Genomic DNA, 21,929 nt, shown 5'->3' with positions numbered 1-21,929 from the left:
AAACTCGCAACCTGTTTGGTAAAATGTAAGGAAAGGGAATTGTGTAGTGGTGCATTTTGACAAGGGGGTTGCACCTATTCTAAATGCAAAAATGCGTTTCCGACCAAAGTGAGGAATTGCATTTTTGCCCGCCCGATTTTTCGGGTCAGGCGACTTTTATCGGGTGGGTACGGAAATCTTTCAGATTATGAAAAAATCCCTTGTATTCGGTCATTCCTCTGCGGAATAAGTTCCACAATAAGGAACAACCCATTTGTGTCAATGAGGAATTGATAAACAAGTCCTGGTATTCCAATGCTTCGGCAAGGGAGCAACTTGGCGTGTTGTCTTCTTGTTCGGATTGCTTCAGCAATTCGCCAAATTCATCGGTAACAAATGGCAGGCTTGCCACCGTTTGGTATTTCTCGGAATTGGGTTGCTTTATCTCTCCGATAGTAGATAGTAGCACTTGTCCTGTATGCTGGCTGTTGCCAAAGTCTAACCAATATTTCGGCTCATCTTGATAGTGTCTGCGGTAACTTAGTTCTTTCAGAATTTCAGCAACGCCAAACCTCGCCTGTACATTATCCACACAAGTAATGGTAATGATTGCCCTTGCTTTTTCGGGCATTCTCCCAAACTTGTCCTTTTCAAATTTTATCGTTTCGGCTTTCCAATTTGTACCCGCCCAACGGTTGCAACGATTGATCAAGGCAACGGATTTGTATAATCCTGTTTCACTTTCTGCAAAACGCTGTCTGCCTAAATTAGCACTCGTGATAACATCATCATCCCAAAGGCGGACTTGCAACCCTGCGTGTCCTAATGCTATCAAACTTTCGTTTATTTCCATTAAAGCGGTCAATACTTTTGAGCCTGTGCCACCTGCTCCGATAAGGTTTACCGAAATCGGGTTTGTCGGATTGAGCAGATAATTGTCCGTAAAATGGATTGCTGTTTTTGCTGTATTCATCACAATAGATTTTTAAGGGTTTTGTTATTCTTTTTTAATACTTCTTTAGGAAAGGGTTTGTCTGTGTTGATAAGGTCTTTCCAAAGGTTTACAATGTTTTTTTTCGTCAAGTTTTCGCATAATGAATGGCTGAAATAGGAATTGAAAAAATAATGTTCCCAAGCCTGTATAAATTCCTCAACCGAAGCCGAATTTTTAATGTCAATACTAACAGTACCCATACATACGTTGCCTTTTTCGTAGATATTGAAAAATGGGACGTAATGCAATGGCGTTTTCTCGGTAGGTCTTCTGTCGCTTGCCAAAGCAAATACCGTAAGACTGCTTTTGCTCGCTAACCAAAGCATTGGCGGTACTTGTGCCTTTCCGTTGGGTATGCCCAAACTATCCACAAAATATATCTGCCTTTGCTGTGTTTTGGTGTACCATAGCACCGTACCTTTTTCGCTCGGATTAATATGCAGAATGTTGGTAGGCAAAATTCCCTTTGGCTTTAAAAAGGCTGTGTTTTTTTCTTCATCCGTCTGTAAAGCCTTTGCCAAAATGTTAGCTTCTTTTACTGTCAGTGGGTGGGCATTTATAGGCGTTCCATTGCTATCCATATCAAAATGCTCCACGTACATATCGGTATCTGTTCCTTTGGCTTCGTAGAAAACCAAAGCAGATTTTGGGTGGTACAATGTTCCGAAATGGTCTGTTATATCTGTTGTTGTGTTCATTTTTCTATCGTTTTGTATTCGTATAATAATCCACTCAAATCATTTAATAAATCAAACAAACGGTTCTCAAAATCGAGGTTGGCTGTTGGTATTTCGCTTCCGTCAAATTGCTTGGAAATAGTTGGCTCTTCCATTGCTCCGTACTCGTTAAATTCATTGTTGATTGTATCTGAAAGGCTTTCGTATAACCAGCCTTTAGTATCTGCAATAAATGAAATGTACTTTTCCATTCCGATTATTTCATTCTCGTCATTATCATAAGGTCTTTTTCGGGCAATGTTGCGTTTCTGAAAATATTTTCGCTTGGATATTCAGTATAAAGGGCAAACGCATTGCGAGCAATTTTCCAACATTCGCTATCGAACGTATCAACACTTTTAAATCGGTTCAAACGCTTTTCAAATACCTTTAGATTGATGAGGTTGAATAACTTCTGTTCCACCTTATCGCCAATGTATTCGGCATTTCTCAACTCACGTTTGTTGGTTTCGGTTTCTGCCGTTTCCTCGTCCTGTTCAACCCAATCGTTCATCATTTCGTAAAGCCAATACAAATAACTTTCTTCTTGTCTGTAATAGGGAATTTGGGCAATGTGGTACAGATAACTGCATACTGATAGTAAAAGCTGTGCGGTCTTTTTACGCTTCTGGTCTTTGAGTATTTGAAAGAGTGGCACAACTGGAATGTAATACAAGGTTGTACCTGTGTTGTACCGTTCCTCACTTGTAAAGTAGGTTTTCTTGCTATCCTGTATCAATTTAAAACCTTCCCAATTGATATTGGTACGTTTTACTTTGGTTTCCATATCCCACATAGACAATACTATATTGTATGGAAACTCAAAATCTTGGGTCTGCATTGGCTCAATGCTGTGATGCTCGGCAAGTTTGGAAAGGGACTTGTGAAAATCCCTCTCCGTTTTCTGACAAGCCTGTACGGATTTTGCTGTTTTCAGTTTTGGCAGAAACGTACACTTTAAAATACCATTGGTAGCATTGCTATCGGTACGGACTTCTGCTTGTCTTTCTGCACTTGGTTTGCATCCTTTGGTCTTTGCATCCAATTGGCAAACTCGCCCAACTGTCGGTGCAATTGCCGTTGTCGTTTCTGTTCGGGTATGCTGATAGTTCCCGATATGATGTTGCGTTGCATAATTCATCGTTTTAAAATTTTGGTTTAACCTTTCGTACCCATTACGCTCTCAAATTTGTACTCGACTGCATCATCTTTTATTTGTGGTGCTGATACTTTTGCGGTTGTCAAAATCGGGTACATATTGGCGTAAAAATTCATTACGGCTTCCACGCTCCAACGTGGTTCGGGGTCGGTCAGTCTGATGTCCTGTCCTTTATCTTTGAGTATGAAAACTCGCTCTAATTGCGTTGCTAATAACATAACTTTCTGATTTTGGGGTTAACACTTTTATTCTTCTTCGTCCGCTTCATCAATAGGATAATCGGCAGTAACTGCTTCCTCTGGCGATTCATGTGGTGCTTCTTCCATTGTTCCGAAAAGGCTCGGTGTGGCAAACTTGTCGGATAATGATGTTTTGCGTTTGCGTATCTCGTCCGCTTTTTCGGGAAACTCCGTTATATCGGGTACTTTCATCCACGCTTCACGGAACTTACCCTCTTTCTCCAACTCGTCAGCCTTTACTATAGCATCTTTAAATTTCTTGTCTTTGGCTTCTTTTTCCTTTTTCTCCTTTTCGGCTTTTTCTTTCTCGATTGCCGATTGTTTTTTAACTTCTTCCAATTGCTTTAAGAATTTTTCCATATCCACCATTAAGCCTGATATTTTTTGTATAGGTTTGGTAATCTGTTCAAAAAATCCCTCGTCAAACTCTTGGGGCGTGGCGTTAAATGTCAATGGGGGAATACCGTTTTTGGCACTATCTCCGCATTGTTCGTTGTTAAGCAATACTGTTACGATTAGGTTGCTTTCTATTCCTTTTGAAATGTTCAGTTGTAATACTCCTGTAAAGTCCAACTGCTGTATCTGGTTGAAAAAATTTGTATTCATTGTTATGAAATTTTGTAGGCTACCACCGATTAAGGCGGTAGCCTGTTGTTATTTAATTAAGGTTTAGGATTTCTGCACCATCTAAAGCAAAACCATTACACAAGTCAAATGCTTTCTGTGATTTGAGTTGAGCAGTACCACCCAATACAATGCTTTGTAATTTGGCTTCGTCATTCTTGTAATTTCTCACGTTCTGATAGTAGCCTGTAACAGCGTTATACGCTCCGAACAAAGTGCCTTTTGTTGTGTCCATTTGCTGTGTATCGCTTATCATTGCGTATGCAAATGCGTCCTCAACGGTATTTTTGAACACGGTGGAAATTTCATCCATAGCACCCTTTTTTAGCAAATCAAAGGTTTCCTTATTCGGGCAAAGTGCCAATTGGATTAGCTTTTTAACCTCTTGGTCTGTTACCTTCACTTTTGCCCACTCATTGAAAATTCCCTCTAATTGGTTGCTCAATGTGTTGGCAAGTCCCATAATCTTGTGGGCATTTTCTATACGTTGTTTTGCTCCCGAAGTATGTTTGATACGAACCACATTGGTCATACTGCGTAACGAAGCGTTTAAGGTGTTTTGGCAAACTATACGGATAGGAGTAAATGCGGCTGTGATACTTCCGCTACCATCGTGCGAAGTGGTTAGGAAGATGTACTTTTCCGTAACATCATCGCCATTACCGACACGGATGTAGTCAGGCAATTTGGCTGTGATGAAAATACGTTCTCCGTTTCCTAATGCTCCTGCGGTTTCATAGAGAATACCCTCGCCACCACCTACAATTGCATCAAAGAAATTAAAGGCTTCACGATTTTGTACTATGTGGTAATCCTTTCCGACTACTCCCAATACTGCATTGTTATCGGTGCGTATGTTAGCAAAATAGTTAGGTACTTCCAATTCACTACTGCCTATCTCAATACCGTTAGCCGTTTCGATAATGCCCGAACCTTTTGTAAATAGTGGGGATTTTACGACTTCGTAATCTAACCCTGCGTGCTTGATAGCTTCTTCGCTTGTCGGGTACTGTTCTACGATTTGCCCCAAACCGTGCCACGCTTTTTGCTGAACGCTAAAAAATGAATAACGTCCTGTTCTCTCGTTGAAATTGATATTATGTGCCATAATGCTTAAAATTTTGATGTTAAAAAATGATTGAATACTCGTTGTTAAAATGGTAGGTCGTCTTCTGTCTTATTATTGTTTGTGCCTGTGGTGGCTTGTACCGTTTCCGTTTTTTTGCCACCGCCGTGCAGTTTGATTTGTGAGGTATGGAAATTCAGTCCTGCTCTTGGCTCTCCGTCATTGCCTGTCCACGCTCTTGTACTTACTCTTCCCGATAGTTCTACCAAAGTGCCTTTTGTAAGTAGCTTGGCTACATTTGGGGTTATCCAATAGGAGCAATCAAAATAGGTTGTTTGCTCTACACGCTCACCTTGTTTGTTACGGTAGCTGTCGTTGGTCGCTACTGAAAAATTTACTACTTGTTTGTCCTGTGACGTTGTGCGTACTTCCGCATCTCTTGTCAGTCTTCCTGTAATGTTCATGATTTCTACTTTTTTGCGTTATTAATTTTGTTCTGATTTTTCCCTTGATTTATTCGGCAATGAGAGGAGGTGCTGAAGTTTCGTTTCACTCTTTTGCCATTTCCAATGCTGTATTTTTTCATTTCTGACATTTTTTTTATTCGTCTAAAGAGCCGGAGTATGCTTTGTTTCGTTTCACGAGCATAAAAAGGTTAGTGTTTAGCAGGAACAAGGTTTTGTCAAAAAAATACGACCCGAATGGGTGGAGATTTTTTTTGCAAACCAGGAAGGCACGACCTTGTTTCTGCGTTAAGAACACGGAAATACCTTTGCTCTTGAAATGGAACAAAAAAGCATATCGGTTCTTGAATAAAAAATCATGTGGAAGCACTTGAAAAAGGCATTGAGGAAATGGCCTTATGATTACAAAACCTGCAATTACATTTAGCAGAATTTATTTTAGTATCTCAAAGTATTGTGGCTTTGGAGGCCACGTAAACGGTACTGAAAATATTTGTTGAGGGATAAGATTGGATAGTTTTTCAGTATGGTTTATTAAGTCATCCTGCCAAAGCTCTTTTATTGCATGGGATGGGTGCTGGAGGAATAAATGTGCTTTTGAGGATTAAGTATGGGCATAAAAAAAGCAGGACATAATCCTGCTTCGCTCTGTGTGTATATAAATTCTAAATGATAACCTCTTTCTCCATTTCAGAAAATGCGGCTTCCATTCCTGCAAATTTATGCGATACCAAATCCATATCCTTGCTAATTTTCTGACTGGTAATCTTGGCATAGATTTGAGTGGTAGAAATGTTTTTATGTCCCATCATTTTGCTAAGGCTTTCAAGGGGTACACCCTCTGTTAAAAACATTGTTCCAAATGTGTGCCTTGCGGTGTGAAAGGTTACTTTTTGTTCTGTAACAATCTCTAATTCTTGAACAAGTTTGTCTATATGGCTATTACAAATTTTATTAGTTGGAACAGGAAAAATAAAATCATTTCGGGTAGTACCTTTATATTTTTCAATAATACGTTTGGGTATTTCCATAAGCCTAACATTAGAGGCAACATCAGATTTTTGTCTTCGGCTTATAATCCAATCGTGACCATCAAAAAAGGATTGTATGTTAGTACTTTTAAGTTGTTTAATATCTATATAAGATAGTCCTGTAAAACAGCTGAATACAAAAAGATCCTTTACAATTTCATAATTTTGTTTTGAAGGATTGTGTAATAACAGGGACTCAACGTTTTCCTTGAGTAAATAGCTACGGTCATTTTCCTTCATCGCTATTTCATAATCTTCAAAAGGATTTTTCCTGATAAGACCGTTTTTGACAGCTATTTCCGCAACACGATAGAGTGGCATAGTATATACCCAAACAGTATTGTGTGTGCACTTTTTGTCTATTCTAAGGAAGAAATCAAACTCTCTGATAAAATCACACGTCAATTCCCTGAACGCCATGTCATCACGATGATACCTGCTTTTGATAAATTCAGTAACGTGGTTATAGACAATTTTGTATTTGTAGTAGGTACTTTCGGAGCGTTCTCCTTGTACTACCATTTTCCCAAAATCGTCATTGTTCTTCTTAAAGACTTTCAGCAAGGAATCTTCCATAATACCAACACCGAGAAATGCAAGTTTCAGCTTTTGTGCCGTTACAAAACCCTCGTGTTTCAGCATATCTTCATAAAGGGTATCAATACGTGCCCGTATATTATCCAATTTTTGGTTAATACCTAGTGCTTTTGCACTCTTGCCTTCAACTCTTCCATACTTTAAATCCCAATTATTTGGGTTGATTTCTAACTTTGTTCCTAAAGTCTTAGGTGTTCCATCAATAGTAATACGTGCCATAATCGGGGCATTACCGTTCTTTTTCGGCTCGTTCTTTTTCAGGTAGAAAAGTAATTTGAACGTAGATTTTTTTGTCTGCTCCATAACTCAAATGTTTAATGTTTAAAATTAAATTGTATTGAGTTACAAGGGAATATGAAAAATAGGGCAAAACACTGAAATATAATCTGTTACACCTTTAATTACCTTTGCTAATCGGTAACGAATTAGTAACCTATCTTTGTATTTTTAAGACCAAAACCTATCAGACACCGAGTTCCAAACTAAGACTACTGTTTTATAAAGCATTGTATATAAACGGTTTTAACCGTTTTGCTTATTTTTGCTTTCTACTAATCTTTTTATTGGAAAAAAAGGCAAAACTGTTGTTTGATGCCGGTCTGCGTGAAATCAATATTTCTTTGGATGCAGCAAACAGTACAGACTTTTTTAAAATGACCCGAAGAGACAAATTTGAAGAAGTAAAAAAGGGAATTGACGTAGCCTTAAAAACTGGACTTCATGTTAAGCTGAACACTGTTTTAATGAAAGGCAAAAACGATGATCAACTTGTTCCATTGTTAAATTTTGCGAAAAGAAGAGGAATTGTAATCCGGTTTTTAGAAGTAATGGCAATGGGGCATCTTCACCATAAGAAAGATGATTTTTTGTTTTCGCAAGAAGATATATTATCAGCTATAGAAAGGCATTACCAATTTAAAGCACTTCCCAGAAAACAATCGGCAACAGCCAATTATTGGGAAACAACAGAAGGCGCAGTTTTTGGGATTATCGCAAACAGTAGCCATCCTTTTTGTAGCGATTGCGACAGATTAAGATTAGATCATGAAGGAAATATTTATGGATGTTTAAGTGTAAACGAGTCTATTTCCTTAATAGATGCGAATTCAACAAAAGCCTATAAAAGTAGACTCTGGAAAGCGTTAAAACAAAAACAGGAAGTCAAATTTACAGGAAGCAAATTGAGTATGCTGGAGATCGGAGGATGATTTAGTTCGTTAGTCATTAGTAAAAGGAGTTCGTTGGTTCATTAGTCTCGATACTCACATCTCGATACTTTGCAACGCTGAAATCAGTCTCCTATCTCACATCTAAATAAAAAAAATGAAAATAAAACTATACGCGGTGCTAAAAGATTATTTCCCGGCAAGGGTTGAGTTAAGTACTGATATTACCAGCATTTCGGAACTAAGAAAGCAATTGGAGAAGCAGAATCCGTCGGCTAAAGCAATTTTAGATGTATCCAGATTTGCAGTGGACGATACTTTCGTTTCTTTGGAACACGATTTAAATGGGGTTGAAACGGTGAGCGTAATTCCGCCAAGCAGTGGAGGTTAATATGAAATATATTGTGACAGAAAAAATAAATGTCGCCCGAGTTATCGGTGATTTTGAGGATGATAGCGCCGGTGCGGTCGTGATTTTCAACGGAACGGTGCGGAAGCGTAGTTTGGGAAAGGAAGTGGCTCATTTGTTTTATGAAACAGCAGAAAGCATGGCCAATAAAATGATGCAACAATATTTGGATGAAGCCAAAGAAAAATGGCAACTCACCAGCGTTATTGCACTCCATAGAATTGGTGAGGTGACAGTAGGGGAGAGCGCAGTTTTTGTGCTGACCTCTTCGCCGCATCGCAAAGAAGCCTACGAGGCAAACCGCTACATCATCGAAAAAATAAAACACGAATTACCTTTATGGAAATGCGAATACTTTACAGATGGCGAAAAAAAATGGGGCGGTAATTGCAGTTGTCAGGAGCTTACAGGTGATGCTAATGTGCATATTTATGAGTAGCCTCACCCGTCCGTACCGTCCGGGCGGAAGAAGGAGAGGGAGCTACCTGCTAACGGTAATGACTAATGAATAAATTTTGAATGAGTGAACAACTCACTACTGACTGTTCACTAATGAACCAATGACCAATTAACTAACTAGCCACAAAAACAAGCCTAATGAACTAATGAACGGATTAATACTCTCTGGAGGCGAAAGCAAAAGAGCCGGAACCGATAAAGGTTTGAAAACTTTAAATGGCAAAACCTGGGTTGAAATTATGCGTGAGAAGCTCCTGTGTTTGGGTTTAGACGTTAAAGTAAGCATCAATTTATCTCAGCTGGAAGCTTATAAAAACGTAATTGCAAAAGAAAATCTGATTATAGATCACATCAGTATACCCGGTCCCTTACGGGGGATTTTAACGGCCCATATTCATTTTCCAAAAAATAATTGGTTGGTTTTAGCCTGCGATCAAATTGATATGAAATCAGAAACTATAAAAAAGCTAATCGATGGTTTTAATAAAAGAAGAGATTTTGATTTTTATGTTTACAAAAATGAAAAACGTTACCAGCCTTTTTGCGGTATTTATACGGCTATAGGTTTAGAAAAACTTTTGAAAACCTATCGTATAAAACATGATGAAAATTACAGCATGCAACACGTTTTTGATAGTTCTAACACTTTTAGCCTTGCAACCGGCGAATCGGATACTTCCTTCAATAACTACAATAAATAGTTGTTTAAGCCCCCTTTTAAATGGCAGATTTCTATATCCGGATACTGCTTTTTAATCAAATCAACAGCAACTAAAGATCTTTTTCCGCTTTGGCAAATTACTACTGTTCTTTTTTTGATGTTTAATTCTTTAAACCGGTGGCTTAGCTCGACTAAAGGAATATTTAGTCCTCCAACATTTTCAACATCAAATTCATCAGGTTCTCTAACATCTACAACCTGGATATGATCTTTTTCCAGCAATTTATGTAATGTAGATGCATCAATTTCTTCGTATTTTTTGTTTATCAAGTGATTTAAATTTCTGAACTGTTTGTTTGCTTCATTAAGCTCGAAAGAAATAACGTTTACCTCATTGTAAAGCGAATTATAAACCAGCAGTTTGCCGTTTAAAACTTCACCAATCCCGGTAATAATTTTCACTGCCTCTTGTGCCTGCCAAACGCCTATCAAACCCGGTAAAACGCTCAAAACGCCAGTATCTGCGCAGTTGTTTATTGTTCCGGTCTTTGGAATTTCTGGAAACAAACACCTTAACGTAGGTCCGTTTTTATGATTAAAAACGGAGATTTGGCCCTCAAATTCATGCAGTGCAGCGTAAATAAGTGGCTTGTTTAAAATCACACAGGCATCATTCAAAAGATAACGGGTTTCAAAATTATCGCTCGCGTCAATAATAACGTCATAATTTTCGGTAATAGGTAGGCAGTTCTCCGGCGTAATAAAATCAGGGTAGATTTGGATGTTTACAGAAGGATTTTTATTTGTTAAAATCCTTCTTGCCACTTCAGCCTTTTTTTGCCCAACATGGTTTATATCATACAAAACCTGTCTTGGCAGGTTTGTGAGCGAAACTACATCGCCATCGGCGATACCAATTACTCCAACACCGGCAGTTGTTAAATATAATAAGGCAGGGCATCCCAATCCGCCCGCACCAATTACCAAAACAGAAGCATTCTTGAGTTTCAATTGTGCCTCTGCGCCAAAACCTTTTAAAGACAAGCTGCGGCTATATTTAATTTGCTCTTCTTTTGATAGTGAGATATTCATACTGCGCGGTTGGATAATAAGCAAATAAACACAAAAAAAGTCCGCGATTTGGTTCACGGACTTCAAAAATGCAATGTTAGGTTTTAAAAACCCAATAGTTACTGAACCTTTGTAAAGTGCTTTAGCTGCACCAGCTCCATATCTGTTAAATATCTCCAACGGCCACGCGGAAGATCTTTTTTGGTAAGGTTGGCATAAATTACACGGTCAAGCTTTTCAACTTCGTAACCTAAACTTTCAAAAATACGGCGTACAATCCGGTTTTTGCCACTGTGTATCTGTATGCCTATTTCTCTTTTTGAGCCACCTTTTACGTAGCTTATTTCATCTGGCTTTATCAAACCGTCCTCCAGCTCAACACCAAAAGCAATTTTATTGAAATCGCCTTGAGTTAAGTTTTTATCCAGCTCTACATTGTAAATTTTACTGATGCTGTTTTTCGGGTGCGATAACTTTTCTGCCAAATCGCCGTCGTTTGTCAACAACAGTAAGCCAGTGGTGTTCCTATCTAATCTGCCAACCGGGTAAATTCGCTCAGAGCTAGCTTTAGATACCAGTTCCATTACCGTTTTGCGCTCTTGCGGATCGTCTGTGGTAGTGATGTAGTCTTTCGGTTTATTTAAAAGCACATACACCATTTTTTCACGTTTCAGCAATTCGCCGTTGTAGCGTACCTCATCTGTGGCCGGATTTACTTTTGTGCCCAACTCGGTAATTACTTCGTTATTTACACTGATAACGCCTGCTTCAATCAGCTCATCAGCTTTTCTGCGCGAGCAAATGCCAGCATTAGCAATATATCTGTTTAAACGGATAAGTTCATTGTTCTTTTTTGCCGGCTTGTTGCTGTCGGATCTTTTTAACCTAACCTGGTCGTCTCCAAAATCACGATGGTCGTCATCTCTGCGGAATCTGTTAGGCCTTTCTTCTCCGCGCTCATCATCACGTCTGCGGTAGTTTTGGTTAAAGTCCCTGTCGCTGCTTACAAATGGCTTTCTGTTTTCATCATTTCTCGAGCGGAAAGGTGCTTTGCCGTTGGCGTCTTTGCGCGAGCGTGACTTTCTGTCGTTAAACCTATCGCGCTCCTCGCCGTAGCGCTTATGTTCGCCATAAGTTTTTCTTTCGCTAAAATTCTCTTCGCGTTCGCTATAAGGTTTACGTTCGCCGTAAGGGTTTCTGTCATCGTTGCGTTTACCAAAGCTTTTTCTTTCACCGTAGTTTTCATCGCGGTTACCATATGGTTTACGGTCGCCGTAGCTTTTTCTTTCACCGTAACGCTCACCGCGTTCGCCGTAATCTTTTCTGTCGCGGTAGCTGTCGCCACCTGCCTTACGGTCGCCAAAGCTTTTTCTTTCTCCAGTGCGCTCATTGCTGCCGCGATAGCTACGGCTGTCGCCATCCCTAGATCCGTAAGGCTTTTTGTAGCTTCTTTCGTTGCGGTCATCGGAGAAAGAGGGGCGCGGATAATTTTCTGATTTTGATCTGCCGGTAGATTCAGATCTGTTTGACTTGTTAAAGTCTTTGCCGGACTTGTCATCACGACTGTTCCTGTTTTTGTTAAATGGCATGGTTAAAAATTTTAAACCTGTTTAAGGGCTGCAAAATTACAAAAAATTAGGGGATAAGCGCATGTTTACAAGGTAGTTTTGTTTGCCTAACATAAAAGTCCTAAAAAGCGGTGTTTAATGGTGTTTAAACGCTGTTTTTGCTAACTATTTGATTATGTGATAAATAAACTATACCTTTGCCCAGCTTTTTTATTATTGGATAAAAAAAACAAGAATTATGCGATTAAAATACATAGTTGCTTGTAGCTTGATGTTGGTATTTTGTGTGCTCACAAAAATGTTTGGTTACAGCTATTCCAGTACAATTAGCAAAGCTGACGTTCCAAATTTAAAGGCGCTAAGAAGCATTGTAGAAACAGATGCGATTAGCCATTTGGAATTTGCTAATGAACTTTTGCCTTCCGGCGATAAAGGCATCGAAAAAAAGATGCGAAAAGCTTTGAAAGCGCATTCTTATAATAATCTGCGGACTTTAAGGTTGCACCAACGTGCCGAAATTTGGTTTCCTATCATCGAACCGATTTTGAAAAAATACGGTGTTCCGGAAGATTTTAAATACATTCCTTTAGTAGAGACCGGGATGACACGCGGTTTGTACTCGCCAAAAGGCGCGGCAGGGGTATGGCAGTTTATGCCGGAAACCGCACGCGATTATGGTTTAACCGTAAACGGTAAGGTAGACGAGCGTATGAATGTTCGCTTAGCAACCGTGGCCGCTGCTAGGTACATCAAAGATTTGTACAAGCAGTTTAATAGTTGGACTTTAGCAGCCGCAGCTTACAACGGCGGCGAAGGCCGAATGCGAAGGCAAATTGCTAAACAACAGCAAGATGATTATTTCAGGTTAAAATTAAACCAAGAAACGGGCAAATACGTTTATAGCCTAATTTCTATGAAAGAGGTAATTGAACACCCAGAAGACTACGGTTATAAAATTAGCAATCCCAAGCGTTTGTTAGCTTACGAGGATAGTAATAAGTAAAAAATGTTTGAATAAACAGCCTTCGTTTTTTTTGATGAAGGCTGTTTTTTTATGTTAATGCTGGTGCCCGTCTGGGTTTTGCTCTTTCAGTTTTTTTATTGCCCTTTCAGCAATTTCTTTGCCCCAAGTTTGCCCAATTTGCATAGATTCTTGCATTATAGTAGGTAAGGTAGCGGTTACTTTCTTGCCTAAATCACTTTGGTAAAAGGTAATTAAACCATCAATATCTTTTTCCGAATAGTATTTTTCGTAAATCGGGATAATGCGTTCAATAAGGTTTTCGGCATTAATTTCTTGTTCAAAAGCATCCCAAAAACCTTCCGGTACCGATTTCATATTGGTTTTAAGCGCGGCAATCATCTGCTTAGAAACTTGGGTGCCAATATCTGCAGAGCCGGTAAGCTTCAATAAAGTTTTGATTTTATCGCTTTTACTTTGTGCCTGAAGCGCTGCTGTTGTAGCAAGTATAAACAGGAAAGCGAGAAAGATAGTTTTGGTAATTTTCATTTTTTTCTTTGGTTTAAGATGTGAATTACCGAAAAAATACTGGTATTTATTCAAAAAAACGTCGGAACTAATCGTATTCAATCAACTCGAACCGGTTCCCAAAAGGGTCGCGGAAGAATAAACGTTCGCGGCCGGGTATTTTGGATGAATAACTTAGCGAAATAGCTTTTGACTTCAAGAATCGGGCTGCTTCAGCCAAATCTTCTACTTCAAACGCTGGATGGCGTCCCGATAAAGTTCCACCGGCTTCTTCTGTAATATGCAGTTCAATATCGGCTATGCGAAACCATAAAGCCACAAACGGACGTTCACTTTCAATAGGTTGCAAGCCCAAAACATCTTGATAAAAATGTTTAGCAGATGCAAGTTCGCCCGGTGGCACATTAATTAAAATATGGTCTGTACGTTTAAAGGCAATCATGTCGCAATGTTCTTATTCAGATTTTGTAACTCCGCGTTCTTTGATTTGCAAGCCGTACAAAAAGTTCCGCAACACTTGGTCCTTGCATTGGCGATACTGCGATTGGCTGGGGTTGCGGAAGAAAGCACTCAACTCGTGTTTGCTTAAACGGAAATTCGCCAAATTTAAAATCTCTAAAATGTCGTCGTCTTTTAAAGACAAAGCGATTTTCAATTTCCTGAGTACTAAGTTGTTGTTTAAAGATTTTTCGGGTTTAGGAATTTCGCCTTCTTTTTGCCCGCGCTTGTAGGTAATGAACCCGTTCAAAAATTTCGAAAGATCAATATCATAGATAGGCTTAAAATCTTCGTGGTCATCTTTCTTTAGCCAATCGCTAATTTGCGCGCGCGTTACCTCCTCGGCCGCCAAGGCAAATATTTTGATCATTTTATCATCATTCAAGTCAAAAATGAAACGTAAACGTCTTAAAATATCGTTGTTAAGCAAATTTCAATTTTTTAATGCCTGTTTATCTAAACCTCAAAACTTTCTCCGTTAAGAGTAAAATTCTTTTTTTGCGGCAGATAGGGTATTTCTCAATAAACTTACAATAGTCATTAAACCTACGCCGCCCGGCACCGGCGTAATGTAAGCGCATTTGGGCGCCACGTTATCAAAATCTACATCTCCATAAAGTTTATAACCCGATTTAGTTTTGTCCGACGTTTCGCGGTTCATACCCACATCAATAACCACCGCACCCTCTTTAACCATATCTGCCGTTACAAAGTTCTTTTTGCCAATGGCCGCAATAATGATGTCTGCCTTTTGGCAAATTTCTTTCAAATTTTGTGTTCTGCTGTGGGTAAGCGTAACCGTGGCATTTCCAGGATTGGCATTACGCGCCATCAAAATGCTCATTGGGCTGCCTACTATATTGCTGCGGCCAATAACCACGCAGTTTTTTCCGGCAGTTTCAATGCCGTAAAATTGCAACATCAACATAATACCGAAAGGCGTTGCTGGTAAAAAACATGGTAAATTGCGTTGCATACGTCCCAAATTAATGGGGTGAAAGCCGTCAACATCTTTGCGGTAATCTATGGCCTCGGTAACTTTTTCGGGGTCAATGTGCTTTGGTAAAGGAAGCTGAACGATAAAGCCGTCGACCGAGCTGTCTTTGTTTAGTTCCTCTATTTTAGATAAAAGCGCTGCTTCGGTAACCGTATCATCATATCTTACCAAAGAAGATTTAAAGCCAACTTTCTCGCAGTTGCGCATTTTGCTGGCTACATAGGTTTCGCTGCCCCCGTCGTTTCCAACTAAAACAGCAACCAAATGTGGCTTTCTGCCCGTTTTCTCCAGCATTTCGGCAGCTTCGGTAGCAATTTGTTTTTTTAATTCTTCTGATACGTGTTTTCCGTCTAACAGGGTCATTGTTTATAGGGATTTGATTTGAATTACAAAGCTAAAATTTTTTGGAAATGCACCGAGGATATTTCAAAATGAATAGTAGGCAAAATTTGCGTAAGCTTCAGCGCGCGAAATATTTCAAAGCAAAGCTTTCACAATTTAAGACCTCTATTTCCGAAAAATGAAAATCTTTTAAGTTCTCTGTTACGATGCACTTGCATTCGTTTTGTATTGCGGCATAGTATTCTAAACCATCTTCAAAATTAAGCACTTTTTTGTTTATTAAGGTTTGTTGTACCCCCAATTCGTCGTTTCCGGCAACTTTAATATGCTCCAAAAGCAAGCTGATTTTAGCTTTTGCGATTTTTGCGGATGTTTTTTTTTCGGCAAAATAATAGGCAATGGCCAAACAAACGGGCGAAGTGTAAATTGTAAACGCAGGTTTATCGGCCAGGCTTAATATGCGCGCGGCGTAAGAAAATACGGGATATTCTTTGTTTAATACCGCAACTAGAACGTTGGCATCTAAAAAAACTCTCATTTTTTTGAGGCGAAAAACTCATCCTCTAGCGAAGTTTTTTTGCTTTTTTTGGTTTTGTAGATAGCATCGCCTTCGGCTACTTGTCTTACCCAATCAGCAATCGGAAAATCTTCTAAAGATTGGTAAGGTTTCTCTACAACTTTTGCTAATAAATGCTCTACCATCCGCGATAAGCTGATGTTGTTGCGCTCTGCGTATTGTTTTGCTTTATTAATGACAGCCTCATCAAAAGATAAAGTTAGTTTAGCATCCATAACAAAAATTTTTTACCAAAGGTACAAATCAATACGTGAATTAAAAATTTTTTATACGTAAAAAAGTGTTAGGTATCAAGATGATTTTTTGGCGTTTAGATGTATACCTAACGGCTGCCTGTGATCTTGATACTGATGTCTTGATACACTTGCTACTTCAGCTTTAATCCAACTTCAACACTGCCATAAACGCCGATTGAGGGATTTCCACGTTGCCCACCTGACGCATCCGTTTTTTACCTTTTTTCTGTTTTTCCAGTAATTTCCGCTTACGCGAGATATCACCACCGTAACACTTCGCGGTAACATCTTTACGTAAGGCCCTCACGTTTTCTCGGGCGATAATTTTAGCGCCTATTGATGCTTGAATGGCAATTTCAAACTGTTGCCTCGGGATCAGCTCGCGAAGTTTTTCGCAAATGCGTTTACCAAAATCGTAGGCATTGCTGCGATGGATTAACGAGGACAATGCGTCAACATGCTCCCCATTAAGCATAATATCCATTTTTACCAAATCAGACTGTTTAAAGCCAATTTGATGATAGTCAAACGAAGCATAACCTTTAGAAATTGTTTTCAGCTTATCGTAAAAATCAAAAACAATTTCGCCCATTGGCATTTCAAAAACAAGCTCAACCCGGTCCGATGTTAAGTAATGCTGATTGACAATAACGCCCCTTTTTTGGATGCAAAGAGACATTACCGGGCCCACAAACTCGGCTTTGGTAATAATGTTGGCTTTAATATAAGGTTCTTCAACAAACTGAAGTTTTGAAGGGTCGGGCAATTCTGATGGGTTGTTTACCACACGCGGATCGCCTTTGGTAGTATGCGCAATGTAAGAAACGTTGGGCACGGTGGTAATTACCGTCATGTCAAACTCGCGTTCCAAACGCTCCTGGATAATTTCCATGTGCAACATCCCCAAAAAGCCGCATCGGAAACCGAAGCCTAAAGCAGCGGAAGATTCTGGTTCAAAAACCAGAGAAGCATCATTTAGCTGCAGTTTGTGCATCGCTTCGCGCAGTTCTTCAAACTCATCGGTATCTACCGGATAAATTCCAGCAAAAACCATCGGTTTTACTTCTTCAAAACCTTGGATACCTGCTACCTGCTTATCTTTTAGCACGATGGTATCGCCAACTTTAACTTCTCTCGCTTCCTTTATCCCCGAAATAATATAACCTACGTCGCCGGTTTTCACTACCTCTTTGGGCGTTGGGTTCAGTTTTAAGATACCAACTTCATCAGCAATATATTCTTTGCCGGTAGCCACAAATTTTACTTTATCGTTTTTGCGGATTTCGCCGTTTACTACTTTAAAGTAGGCGATAATGCCACGGAAAGAGTTGAAAACGGAGTCGAAAATTAAAGCTTGCAGTGGCGCATCTGCATCGCCAACAGGTGGCGGTACACGCTCAATTACAGCTGTCAAAATTTCTTTAATTCCCATTCCGGTTTTGCCCGATGCCGGGATAATCTCCGAACGGTCGCCGCCAATCAAATCAATAATCTGGTCTTTCACCTCCTCTGGCATAGCGCCCGGTAAGTCCATCTTATTCAGTATAGGGATAATGGTAAGATCTTGTTCAAGCGCCAAGTAAAGGTTAGAGATGGTTTGCGCTTGGATGCCTTGCGAAGCATCTACAATAAGCAAAGCACCTTCGCAGGCAGCGATAGACCGTGAAACCTCATACGAAAAATCGACGTGCCCCGGGGTGTCAATCAGGTTTAGCACATATTCTTGGCCTTCATGCACATAGTTCATCTGTATGGCGTGGCTTTTTATGGTAATACCGCGCTCGCGCTCCAAATCCATATTGTCTAACAGTTGTGCTTGCGCTTCGCGCTGACTAACTGTCGACGTGTACTCTAACAACCTATCAGCCAGGGTACTTTTACCATGGTCGATATGTGCAATAATGCAAAAATTACGTATATGCTTCATCTGAAACGCAAAGATAGATTTTTACGCAGAATTATCGTTTTTTTTTAAACGGCGCAAGCGTAGCTAAACGGTAAATAACAAGCGCCCATTTCCTCGCTCTTTACTCCTTATTCCTTACACCTTATTTCTTTTTTGCGCTGTCTTTTATAAAGCATTAACTTTGTTGGGTGTCTTTGTTCCATTTTAAGCAGTTTGTGATTAACCAAGAAGCCTGCCCCATGAAAATCAACACAGATGGGGTTTTGCTTGGCGCGATGGTGGATTTAGCAGGCGCGAAGCAAATATTGGACATAGGGACAGGGACCGGCGTTATTGCCCTAATGATGGCCCAGCGAAATAGCGGTGCGCAAATAGATGCTATAGATATAGATGCCGCGGCGGCAGAAAGGTCAAAGCAGAACTTTGAAAATTCCTTGTTTCGCGCACAGTTAAAATCTTATCATCACGGTTTTAAAGAGTTTTTTGAGCTATATCCGCATTCGAAATATGATCTTATCGTATCAAACCCGCCTTATCATTTAAACGCGCTGCAATCGCCTAAAGAAAAAACAAACCTATCTAAACACACCACACAGCAGTTTTTTTTCGATTTGTTATTGGCATCCAAAAGCCATTTAGCCAAAAATGGCCGATTGGTTATGGTGTTGCCGGTAGAAACTTCTCTGATGTTGCAAACTACGGCCAAAGATTTCGGCTTATATCCCCATCATATCGTGAAAATCAAATCTTATCCAGATAAAGCACACATCCGGCACGTTATTTCTTTTTCGCTAAGCGATGATGAAGCGCTTTCCTTTAGTGATTTTTGTATTTACGATCAGCAGAGCGTGCATTCGCTACAATACAAAGCTTTGCTTAAAGATTTTTTTAAGATATTTTAATTAGCAGTTCATGAAAAAAATCGGGCTTATTTCCGATACCCACGGCTATTTGGATGATGCGGTTTTTAAATATTTTGATGACCGAGACGAAATTTGGCACGCCGGTGATTTCGGTAATATAGAGCTGGCGGATAAGTTGGCTAATTTCAGGCCTTTAAAAGGAGTTTACGGAAATATTGATGGTAAAGATATTCGCCAAGTTTACCCAGAACATCTACGTTTCAAATGTGAAAATGTGGATGTATGGATGACGCATATCGGAGGTTACCCGGGTAAATATTCGCCTAAGGTAAAGCCGGATATTTACACTAAGCCACCGCAGCTTTTCATCGCCGGGCACTCGCACATTTTAAAGGTGATTTACGACCAAAAAATAGAATGCCTGCATATTAATCCCGGTGCGGCCGGAAAACAAGGTTGGCACAAAAAAAGAACTTTAATTAGGTTTTGTATTTCCGATAATAAAATTCATACATTAGACGCCATAGAATTAGCTGATAGATAGCGTAAAAAGTACACTAAGGGTATATGGCAAACTTAACTACATTAGGACAATTTATTATTGAGCGGCAGGCGGACTTTCCATATGCGAAGGGTGAGCTTTCCAGGTTATTGCGCGACATCGGGATCGCTGCGAAAGTTGTAAACAGGGAAATTAACAAGGCGGGTTTAGCCGATATTTTAGGCGAAGTTGGAACCACAAACGTGCAGGGGGAAACTCAAAAAGTTTTAGACGTGTACGCAAATGAGCAATTTATTGCCGCTTTAAGTGCCGGAGGCGAGTGCGCCCTGGTAGTATCAGAAGAAAATGAGGAAATCGTTATCTTAAACAAAGATGTTTCTAAAAACGCCAAATATGCGGTGGCTATTGACCCCTTGGACGGGTCATCAAACATCGACGTTAACGTTGCTGTGGGCACAACTTTCTCTATTTTTAGAAGACTATCTAAAGAAGGAGAAGCAAATATTAACGATATTTTGCAAAAAGGCACGGAACAGGTAGCGGCGGGTTATATCGTTTACGGCTCATCAACCATGTTGGTTTATACTACCGGCTGTGGTGTAAACGGCTTTACCTTAGACCCGTCTATTGGCGAGTTCTGCCTGTCGCATCCGGATATGAAAATTCCGAGAACAGGGCATATTTACAGCGTAAACGAAGGAAATTACGTGCATTTCCCAGAAGGCGTTAAAAAATACATCAAATATTGCCAGGTAGAAGATGAAAGCACTAACAGGCCTTATACTTCAAGGTATATCGGTTCTATGGTGGCAGATTTGCACCGGAATTTAATTAAAGGTGGCGTATATATTTATCCTACCACCGCCGCGGCGCCAAAAGGTAAGCTCCGCTTGGTTTATGAATGTAACCCGCTTGCATTTATTATTGAACAGGCCGGCGGAAGGGCCACAAACGGCTACCAGCGTATTTTGGAGATAGATGTAAAAGAAATCCACCAGCGCGAATCCATTTTCATCGGCTCTACCGACATGGTTTTAAAAGCAGAAGAGTTTATGGCCGAATATTCTCCGTTAGAAGAAGCAGCTAACTCAAAAACGGAAGAAGTTCATTAATATAGATGGTTTATTGGGGAAGAAGTTCGGTCGTTTTATTATCCGATCCGTATAAATTGCATGTTCCTTAAGCTTAAACCAAGTAAAGAATTAAGTTCCCTCTCCTTTGGAGAGGGTTAGGGTGAGGCTCCTAAAGCAACTTCTGTTTTTGATTTTCAACTTCAAAAACAGTGTCAATTTTTTGATCTTTAGATTTAGATGCGATGACGGCAAGCTCATCGCATCTTTCGTTTTCCGGATGTCCGGCATGTCCCTTCACCCATACAAATTTTACCTGGTGCAATTTGTAAACCTGTAAAAAACGCATCCATAAGTCTTTGTTTTTTTTGCCCGCAAAGCCTTTTTTTAGCCAGGCAAAAACCCATTTCTTTTCTACCGAATCAATCACGTACTTAGAGTCAGAATAAATCACGATTTCTTGGTTAAGCTTTTTGATGGCCTCTAAGCCTATGCAAACCGCTAAAAGTTCCATACGGTTGTTTGTGGTGAGCCTAAAGCCTTCCGAAATTTCTTTATAATGGTTGCCTGCTCTTAAGATAACGCCGTAACCGCCCGGCCCTGGATTGCCACTTGCGGCACCATCGGTAAAAATTTGGATCATAGTGCGAAGATAGGGAAATGGCAAAACAAGCGATTTTAAAAAATTATTTTGCAATAAATCAGCATTATAGCATTAAGCAGGGCTGAAGAGTGTTTAAAAATTTGAATTTTCTAAATTTTAAATTACTTTTGCGCTCCACTAATGCACGGCGGTCGTAGCTCAGTTGGTTAGAGCACTGGTTTGTGGTGCCGGGAGTCGAGGGTTCGAGTCCCTTCGTCCGCCCTTCAAAAAAAGAAAAAGCCTTTCAAGAAATTGAGAGGCTTTTTTTATATCCAAAGTTTACTTCTAAATCTAATACAAGTAATCCCTGTCTTCATCACTCAGTTGTTTTTTGCTGTTGTTGCTAAGTTCATCATCCCCCACAGGGCGGTTAATTTCAAAAGGAACTTCTGCGCTGTTTTCCTGTGGTATAATTCTCTTTTTGGGCCGAGCCACTAGTATCCCAATCACAAATCCGAAAAAAGCACAAGTCAGTAGCATCCATAGTTTAGCCACAGTAAACTCCATCCAAAGTATTTGGATGTTTGCGGGTTCCATATTTTGCATACACACAATGGTAAGGGCAACGCTACAAATGATAATAAGAATAGTTTTAAAGCTCAT

28 protein-coding genes and 1 tRNA gene are annotated in these 21,929 nt (G+C 39.8%); 9 read left to right on the top strand and 20 right to left on the bottom strand.

Translation table 11 applies throughout. The features are described from left to right. Window positions 1-145: 145 nt before the first annotated feature. From BCY91_RS11850 to BCY91_RS11815, 9 genes are all read right to left on the bottom strand, one after another. Window positions 146-952 (bottom strand): PRTRC system ThiF family protein, encoded by an 807-nt coding sequence (locus tag BCY91_RS11850; protein WP_113264898.1) that lies wholly within the window; start codon window positions 950-952, stop codon window positions 146-148. Then, window positions 952-1,671: a PRTRC system protein B gene (locus BCY91_RS11845; RefSeq protein ID WP_120181048.1), complete on the bottom strand. Its 720-nt coding sequence runs from the start codon at window positions 1,669-1,671 to the stop codon at window positions 952-954. Before BCY91_RS11845 ends, BCY91_RS11850 begins: the two co-directional genes overlap by 1 nt. Continuing rightward, complete coding sequence (locus BCY91_RS17890) at window positions 1,668-1,901, bottom strand: hypothetical protein (protein ID WP_245989011.1); 234 nt, start codon at window positions 1,899-1,901, stop codon at window positions 1,668-1,670. The genes BCY91_RS11845 and BCY91_RS17890 overlap by 4 nt, the downstream gene beginning before the upstream one ends. 5 nt (window positions 1,902-1,906) lie before the next feature. Further along, the gene (locus BCY91_RS11840; protein WP_245989010.1) at window positions 1,907-2,830 is read right to left on the bottom strand and encodes a hypothetical protein; all 924 of its coding nucleotides are present in this window, start codon (window positions 2,828-2,830) and stop codon (window positions 1,907-1,909) included. Between the two features lie 17 nt (window positions 2,831-2,847). Then, window positions 2,848-3,066, bottom strand: a complete 219-nt coding sequence (locus BCY91_RS11835; protein WP_037438461.1) for a PRTRC system protein C — start codon at window positions 3,064-3,066, stop codon at window positions 2,848-2,850. Between the two features lie 27 nt (window positions 3,067-3,093). Further along, complete coding sequence (locus BCY91_RS11830) at window positions 3,094-3,693, bottom strand: PRTRC system protein E (RefSeq protein ID WP_078704255.1); 600 nt, start codon at window positions 3,691-3,693, stop codon at window positions 3,094-3,096. Between the two features lie 52 nt (window positions 3,694-3,745). Then, entirely contained in the window at window positions 3,746-4,819 is a 1,074-nt protein-coding gene (locus BCY91_RS11825) for a DUF932 domain-containing protein (RefSeq protein ID WP_113264894.1), read from the bottom strand. A 44-nt stretch (window positions 4,820-4,863) separates the two neighbouring features. Continuing rightward, complete coding sequence (locus tag BCY91_RS11820) at window positions 4,864-5,241, bottom strand: single-stranded DNA-binding protein (protein ID WP_113264893.1); 378 nt, start codon at window positions 5,239-5,241, stop codon at window positions 4,864-4,866. 665 nt (window positions 5,242-5,906) lie between these two features. After that, complete coding sequence (locus BCY91_RS11815; RefSeq protein ID WP_078704261.1) at window positions 5,907-7,172, bottom strand: site-specific integrase; 1,266 nt, start codon at window positions 7,170-7,172, stop codon at window positions 5,907-5,909. Between the two features lie 260 nt (window positions 7,173-7,432). Between BCY91_RS11815 and BCY91_RS11810 the strand changes: the two genes are divergently transcribed. The 4 genes from BCY91_RS11810 to BCY91_RS11795 all read left to right on the top strand — a co-directional run bounded on the left by BCY91_RS11810 (window position 7,433) and on the right by BCY91_RS11795 (window position 9,604). Next, window positions 7,433-8,077, top strand: coding sequence for a radical SAM protein (locus tag BCY91_RS11810; protein WP_182995367.1), 645 nt, complete (start codon window positions 7,433-7,435; stop codon window positions 8,075-8,077). Window positions 8,078-8,192: 115 nt separating this feature from the next. Continuing rightward, window positions 8,193-8,426: a MoaD/ThiS family protein gene (locus BCY91_RS11805; RefSeq protein WP_120182245.1), complete on the top strand. Its 234-nt coding sequence runs from the start codon at window positions 8,193-8,195 to the stop codon at window positions 8,424-8,426. Window position 8,427: 1 nt separating this feature from the next. Continuing rightward, window positions 8,428-8,883, top strand: coding sequence for a molybdenum cofactor biosynthesis protein MoaE (locus tag BCY91_RS11800; protein ID WP_120182244.1), 456 nt, complete (start codon window positions 8,428-8,430; stop codon window positions 8,881-8,883). Between the two features lie 166 nt (window positions 8,884-9,049). Further along, entirely contained in the window at window positions 9,050-9,604 is a 555-nt protein-coding gene (locus BCY91_RS11795; RefSeq protein WP_120182243.1) for a molybdenum cofactor guanylyltransferase, read from the top strand. Here the strand turns inward: BCY91_RS11795 and BCY91_RS11790 are convergent. Together BCY91_RS11790 and BCY91_RS11785 are read right to left on the bottom strand one after the other, a co-directional pair. Beyond that, window positions 9,592-10,656 (bottom strand): HesA/MoeB/ThiF family protein, encoded by a 1,065-nt coding sequence (locus BCY91_RS11790; RefSeq protein ID WP_147387941.1) that lies wholly within the window; start codon window positions 10,654-10,656, stop codon window positions 9,592-9,594. The genes BCY91_RS11795 and BCY91_RS11790 overlap by 13 nt on opposite strands. A gap of 98 nt (window positions 10,657-10,754) precedes the next feature. Then, a complete protein-coding gene (locus BCY91_RS11785; RefSeq protein ID WP_120182241.1) occupies window positions 10,755-12,224 on the bottom strand; it encodes a pseudouridine synthase in 1,470 nt (489 codons plus the stop codon). Window positions 12,225-12,441: 217 nt separating this feature from the next. On the opposite strand from BCY91_RS11785, the gene BCY91_RS11780 reads away from it, so the two are divergent. Next, window positions 12,442-13,206 carry a lytic transglycosylase domain-containing protein gene (locus BCY91_RS11780; protein ID WP_245989108.1) on the top strand — a complete coding sequence of 255 codons (765 nt, stop codon included), beginning with the start codon at window positions 12,442-12,444 and terminating at the stop codon, window positions 13,204-13,206. 54 nt (window positions 13,207-13,260) lie between these two features. Here the strand turns inward: BCY91_RS11780 and BCY91_RS11775 are convergent, their stop codons facing one another. From BCY91_RS11775 to lepA, 7 genes are all read right to left on the bottom strand, one after another. Beyond that, window positions 13,261-13,713: a DUF2059 domain-containing protein gene (locus BCY91_RS11775; protein WP_120182239.1), complete on the bottom strand. Its 453-nt coding sequence runs from the start codon at window positions 13,711-13,713 to the stop codon at window positions 13,261-13,263. Window positions 13,714-13,780: 67 nt separating this feature from the next. Beyond that, the gene (locus BCY91_RS11770) at window positions 13,781-14,134 is read right to left on the bottom strand and encodes a VOC family protein (RefSeq protein WP_120182238.1); all 354 of its coding nucleotides are present in this window, start codon (window positions 14,132-14,134) and stop codon (window positions 13,781-13,783) included. Between the two features lie 12 nt (window positions 14,135-14,146). Next, window positions 14,147-14,620 (bottom strand): YehS family protein, encoded by a 474-nt coding sequence (locus BCY91_RS11765; RefSeq protein WP_120182237.1) that lies wholly within the window; start codon window positions 14,618-14,620, stop codon window positions 14,147-14,149. A 48-nt stretch (window positions 14,621-14,668) separates the two neighbouring features. Then, window positions 14,669-15,550 carry a bifunctional 5,10-methylenetetrahydrofolate dehydrogenase/5,10-methenyltetrahydrofolate cyclohydrolase gene (locus tag BCY91_RS11760; RefSeq protein WP_120182236.1) on the bottom strand — a complete coding sequence of 294 codons (882 nt, stop codon included), beginning with the start codon at window positions 15,548-15,550 and terminating at the stop codon, window positions 14,669-14,671. A gap of 97 nt (window positions 15,551-15,647) precedes the next feature. After that, window positions 15,648-16,067, bottom strand: coding sequence for a PIN domain-containing protein (locus BCY91_RS11755; protein WP_120182235.1), 420 nt, complete (start codon window positions 16,065-16,067; stop codon window positions 15,648-15,650). Further along, a complete protein-coding gene (locus BCY91_RS11750; protein WP_120182234.1) occupies window positions 16,064-16,321 on the bottom strand; it encodes a DUF6364 family protein in 258 nt (85 codons plus the stop codon). Before BCY91_RS11750 ends, BCY91_RS11755 begins: the two co-directional genes overlap by 4 nt. Window positions 16,322-16,484: 163 nt before the next feature. Continuing rightward, window positions 16,485-18,269, bottom strand: coding sequence for a translation elongation factor 4 (gene lepA / locus BCY91_RS11745; protein ID WP_120182233.1), 1,785 nt, complete (start codon window positions 18,267-18,269; stop codon window positions 16,485-16,487). 167 nt (window positions 18,270-18,436) lie between these two features. On the opposite strand from lepA, the gene BCY91_RS11740 reads away from it, so the two are divergent. From BCY91_RS11740 to fbp, 3 genes are read left to right on the top strand one after another with little or no spacing between them, the layout of a single operon-like run. Then, window positions 18,437-19,150, top strand: coding sequence for a tRNA1(Val) (adenine(37)-N6)-methyltransferase (locus BCY91_RS11740; RefSeq protein WP_120182232.1), 714 nt, complete (start codon window positions 18,437-18,439; stop codon window positions 19,148-19,150). Window positions 19,151-19,160: 10 nt separating this feature from the next. Further along, window positions 19,161-19,655: a metallophosphoesterase family protein gene (locus BCY91_RS11735; protein WP_120182231.1), complete on the top strand. Its 495-nt coding sequence runs from the start codon at window positions 19,161-19,163 to the stop codon at window positions 19,653-19,655. A gap of 23 nt (window positions 19,656-19,678) precedes the next feature. Beyond that, window positions 19,679-20,725, top strand: a complete 1,047-nt coding sequence (gene fbp, locus BCY91_RS11730; protein ID WP_120182230.1) for a class 1 fructose-bisphosphatase — start codon at window positions 19,679-19,681, stop codon at window positions 20,723-20,725. A 130-nt stretch (window positions 20,726-20,855) separates the two neighbouring features. Here the strand turns inward: fbp and rnhA are convergent, their stop codons facing one another. Next, window positions 20,856-21,326 (bottom strand): ribonuclease HI, encoded by a 471-nt coding sequence (rnhA, locus tag BCY91_RS11725; RefSeq protein WP_120182229.1) that lies wholly within the window; start codon window positions 21,324-21,326, stop codon window positions 20,856-20,858. Between the two features lie 148 nt (window positions 21,327-21,474). Between rnhA and BCY91_RS11720 the strand changes: the two genes are divergently transcribed. After that, window positions 21,475-21,548, top strand: a tRNA-His gene (locus BCY91_RS11720). Between the two features lie 69 nt (window positions 21,549-21,617). Here the strand turns inward: BCY91_RS11720 and BCY91_RS11715 are convergent. Beyond that, window positions 21,618-21,929 (bottom strand): hypothetical protein, encoded by a 312-nt coding sequence (locus tag BCY91_RS11715; RefSeq protein ID WP_120182228.1) that lies wholly within the window; start codon window positions 21,927-21,929, stop codon window positions 21,618-21,620.

It is taken from the genome of Pelobium manganitolerans (genome assembly GCF_003609575.1).
Classification (GTDB): domain Bacteria; phylum Bacteroidota; class Bacteroidia; order Sphingobacteriales; family Sphingobacteriaceae; genus Pseudopedobacter; species Pseudopedobacter manganitolerans.
The sequence above is the reverse complement of the archived record's forward strand: the minus strand, read 5'-3'. Positions and strand labels throughout refer to the sequence as shown.

What these genes read in the sequence shown, in the direction of transcription:
- BCY91_RS11840 (WP_245989010.1), bottom strand. Translation starts at nt 2,830, where the DNA reads ATGAATTATGCAACGCAACATCATATCGGGAACTATCAGCATACCCGA.
- BCY91_RS11825 (WP_113264894.1), bottom strand. Translation starts at nt 4,819, where the DNA reads ATGGCACATAATATCAATTTCAACGAGAGAACAGGACGTTATTCATTT.
- fbp (WP_120182230.1), top strand. Translation starts at nt 19,679, where the DNA reads ATGGCAAACTTAACTACATTAGGACAATTTATTATTGAGCGGCAGGCG.
- BCY91_RS11830 (WP_078704255.1), bottom strand. Translation starts at nt 3,693, where the DNA reads ATGAATACAAATTTTTTCAACCAGATACAGCAGTTGGACTTTACAGGA.
- BCY91_RS11815 (WP_078704261.1), bottom strand. Translation starts at nt 7,172, where the DNA reads ATGGAGCAGACAAAAAAATCTACGTTCAAATTACTTTTCTACCTGAAA.
- rnhA (WP_120182229.1), bottom strand. Translation starts at nt 21,326, where the DNA reads ATGATCCAAATTTTTACCGATGGTGCCGCAAGTGGCAATCCAGGGCCG.
- BCY91_RS11780 (WP_245989108.1), top strand. Translation starts at nt 12,442, where the DNA reads ATGCGATTAAAATACATAGTTGCTTGTAGCTTGATGTTGGTATTTTGT.
- BCY91_RS11750 (WP_120182234.1), bottom strand. Translation starts at nt 16,321, where the DNA reads ATGGATGCTAAACTAACTTTATCTTTTGATGAGGCTGTCATTAATAAA.
- BCY91_RS11850 (WP_113264898.1), bottom strand. Translation starts at nt 952, where the DNA reads ATGAATACAGCAAAAACAGCAATCCATTTTACGGACAATTATCTGCTC.
- BCY91_RS11715 (WP_120182228.1), bottom strand. Translation starts at nt 21,929, where the DNA reads ATGAGCTTTAAAACTATTCTTATTATCATTTGTAGCGTTGCCCTTACC.
- BCY91_RS11775 (WP_120182239.1), bottom strand. Translation starts at nt 13,713, where the DNA reads ATGAAAATTACCAAAACTATCTTTCTCGCTTTCCTGTTTATACTTGCT.
- BCY91_RS17890 (WP_245989011.1), bottom strand. Translation starts at nt 1,901, where the DNA reads ATGGAAAAGTACATTTCATTTATTGCAGATACTAAAGGCTGGTTATAC.
- BCY91_RS11805 (WP_120182245.1), top strand. Translation starts at nt 8,193, where the DNA reads ATGAAAATAAAACTATACGCGGTGCTAAAAGATTATTTCCCGGCAAGG.
- BCY91_RS11845 (WP_120181048.1), bottom strand. Translation starts at nt 1,671, where the DNA reads ATGAACACAACAACAGATATAACAGACCATTTCGGAACATTGTACCAC.
- BCY91_RS11835 (WP_037438461.1), bottom strand. Translation starts at nt 3,066, where the DNA reads ATGTTATTAGCAACGCAATTAGAGCGAGTTTTCATACTCAAAGATAAA.
- BCY91_RS11790 (WP_147387941.1), bottom strand. Translation starts at nt 10,656, where the DNA reads ATGAATATCTCACTATCAAAAGAAGAGCAAATTAAATATAGCCGCAGC.
- BCY91_RS11760 (WP_120182236.1), bottom strand. Translation starts at nt 15,550, where the DNA reads ATGACCCTGTTAGACGGAAAACACGTATCAGAAGAATTAAAAAAACAA.
- BCY91_RS11770 (WP_120182238.1), bottom strand. Translation starts at nt 14,134, where the DNA reads ATGATTGCCTTTAAACGTACAGACCATATTTTAATTAATGTGCCACCG.
- BCY91_RS11795 (WP_120182243.1), top strand. Translation starts at nt 9,050, where the DNA reads ATGAACGGATTAATACTCTCTGGAGGCGAAAGCAAAAGAGCCGGAACC.
- BCY91_RS11820 (WP_113264893.1), bottom strand. Translation starts at nt 5,241, where the DNA reads ATGAACATTACAGGAAGACTGACAAGAGATGCGGAAGTACGCACAACG.
- BCY91_RS11785 (WP_120182241.1), bottom strand. Translation starts at nt 12,224, where the DNA reads ATGCCATTTAACAAAAACAGGAACAGTCGTGATGACAAGTCCGGCAAA.
- BCY91_RS11735 (WP_120182231.1), top strand. Translation starts at nt 19,161, where the DNA reads ATGAAAAAAATCGGGCTTATTTCCGATACCCACGGCTATTTGGATGAT.
- BCY91_RS11755 (WP_120182235.1), bottom strand. Translation starts at nt 16,067, where the DNA reads ATGAGAGTTTTTTTAGATGCCAACGTTCTAGTTGCGGTATTAAACAAA.
- lepA (WP_120182233.1), bottom strand. Translation starts at nt 18,269, where the DNA reads ATGAAGCATATACGTAATTTTTGCATTATTGCACATATCGACCATGGT.
- BCY91_RS11800 (WP_120182244.1), top strand. Translation starts at nt 8,428, where the DNA reads ATGAAATATATTGTGACAGAAAAAATAAATGTCGCCCGAGTTATCGGT.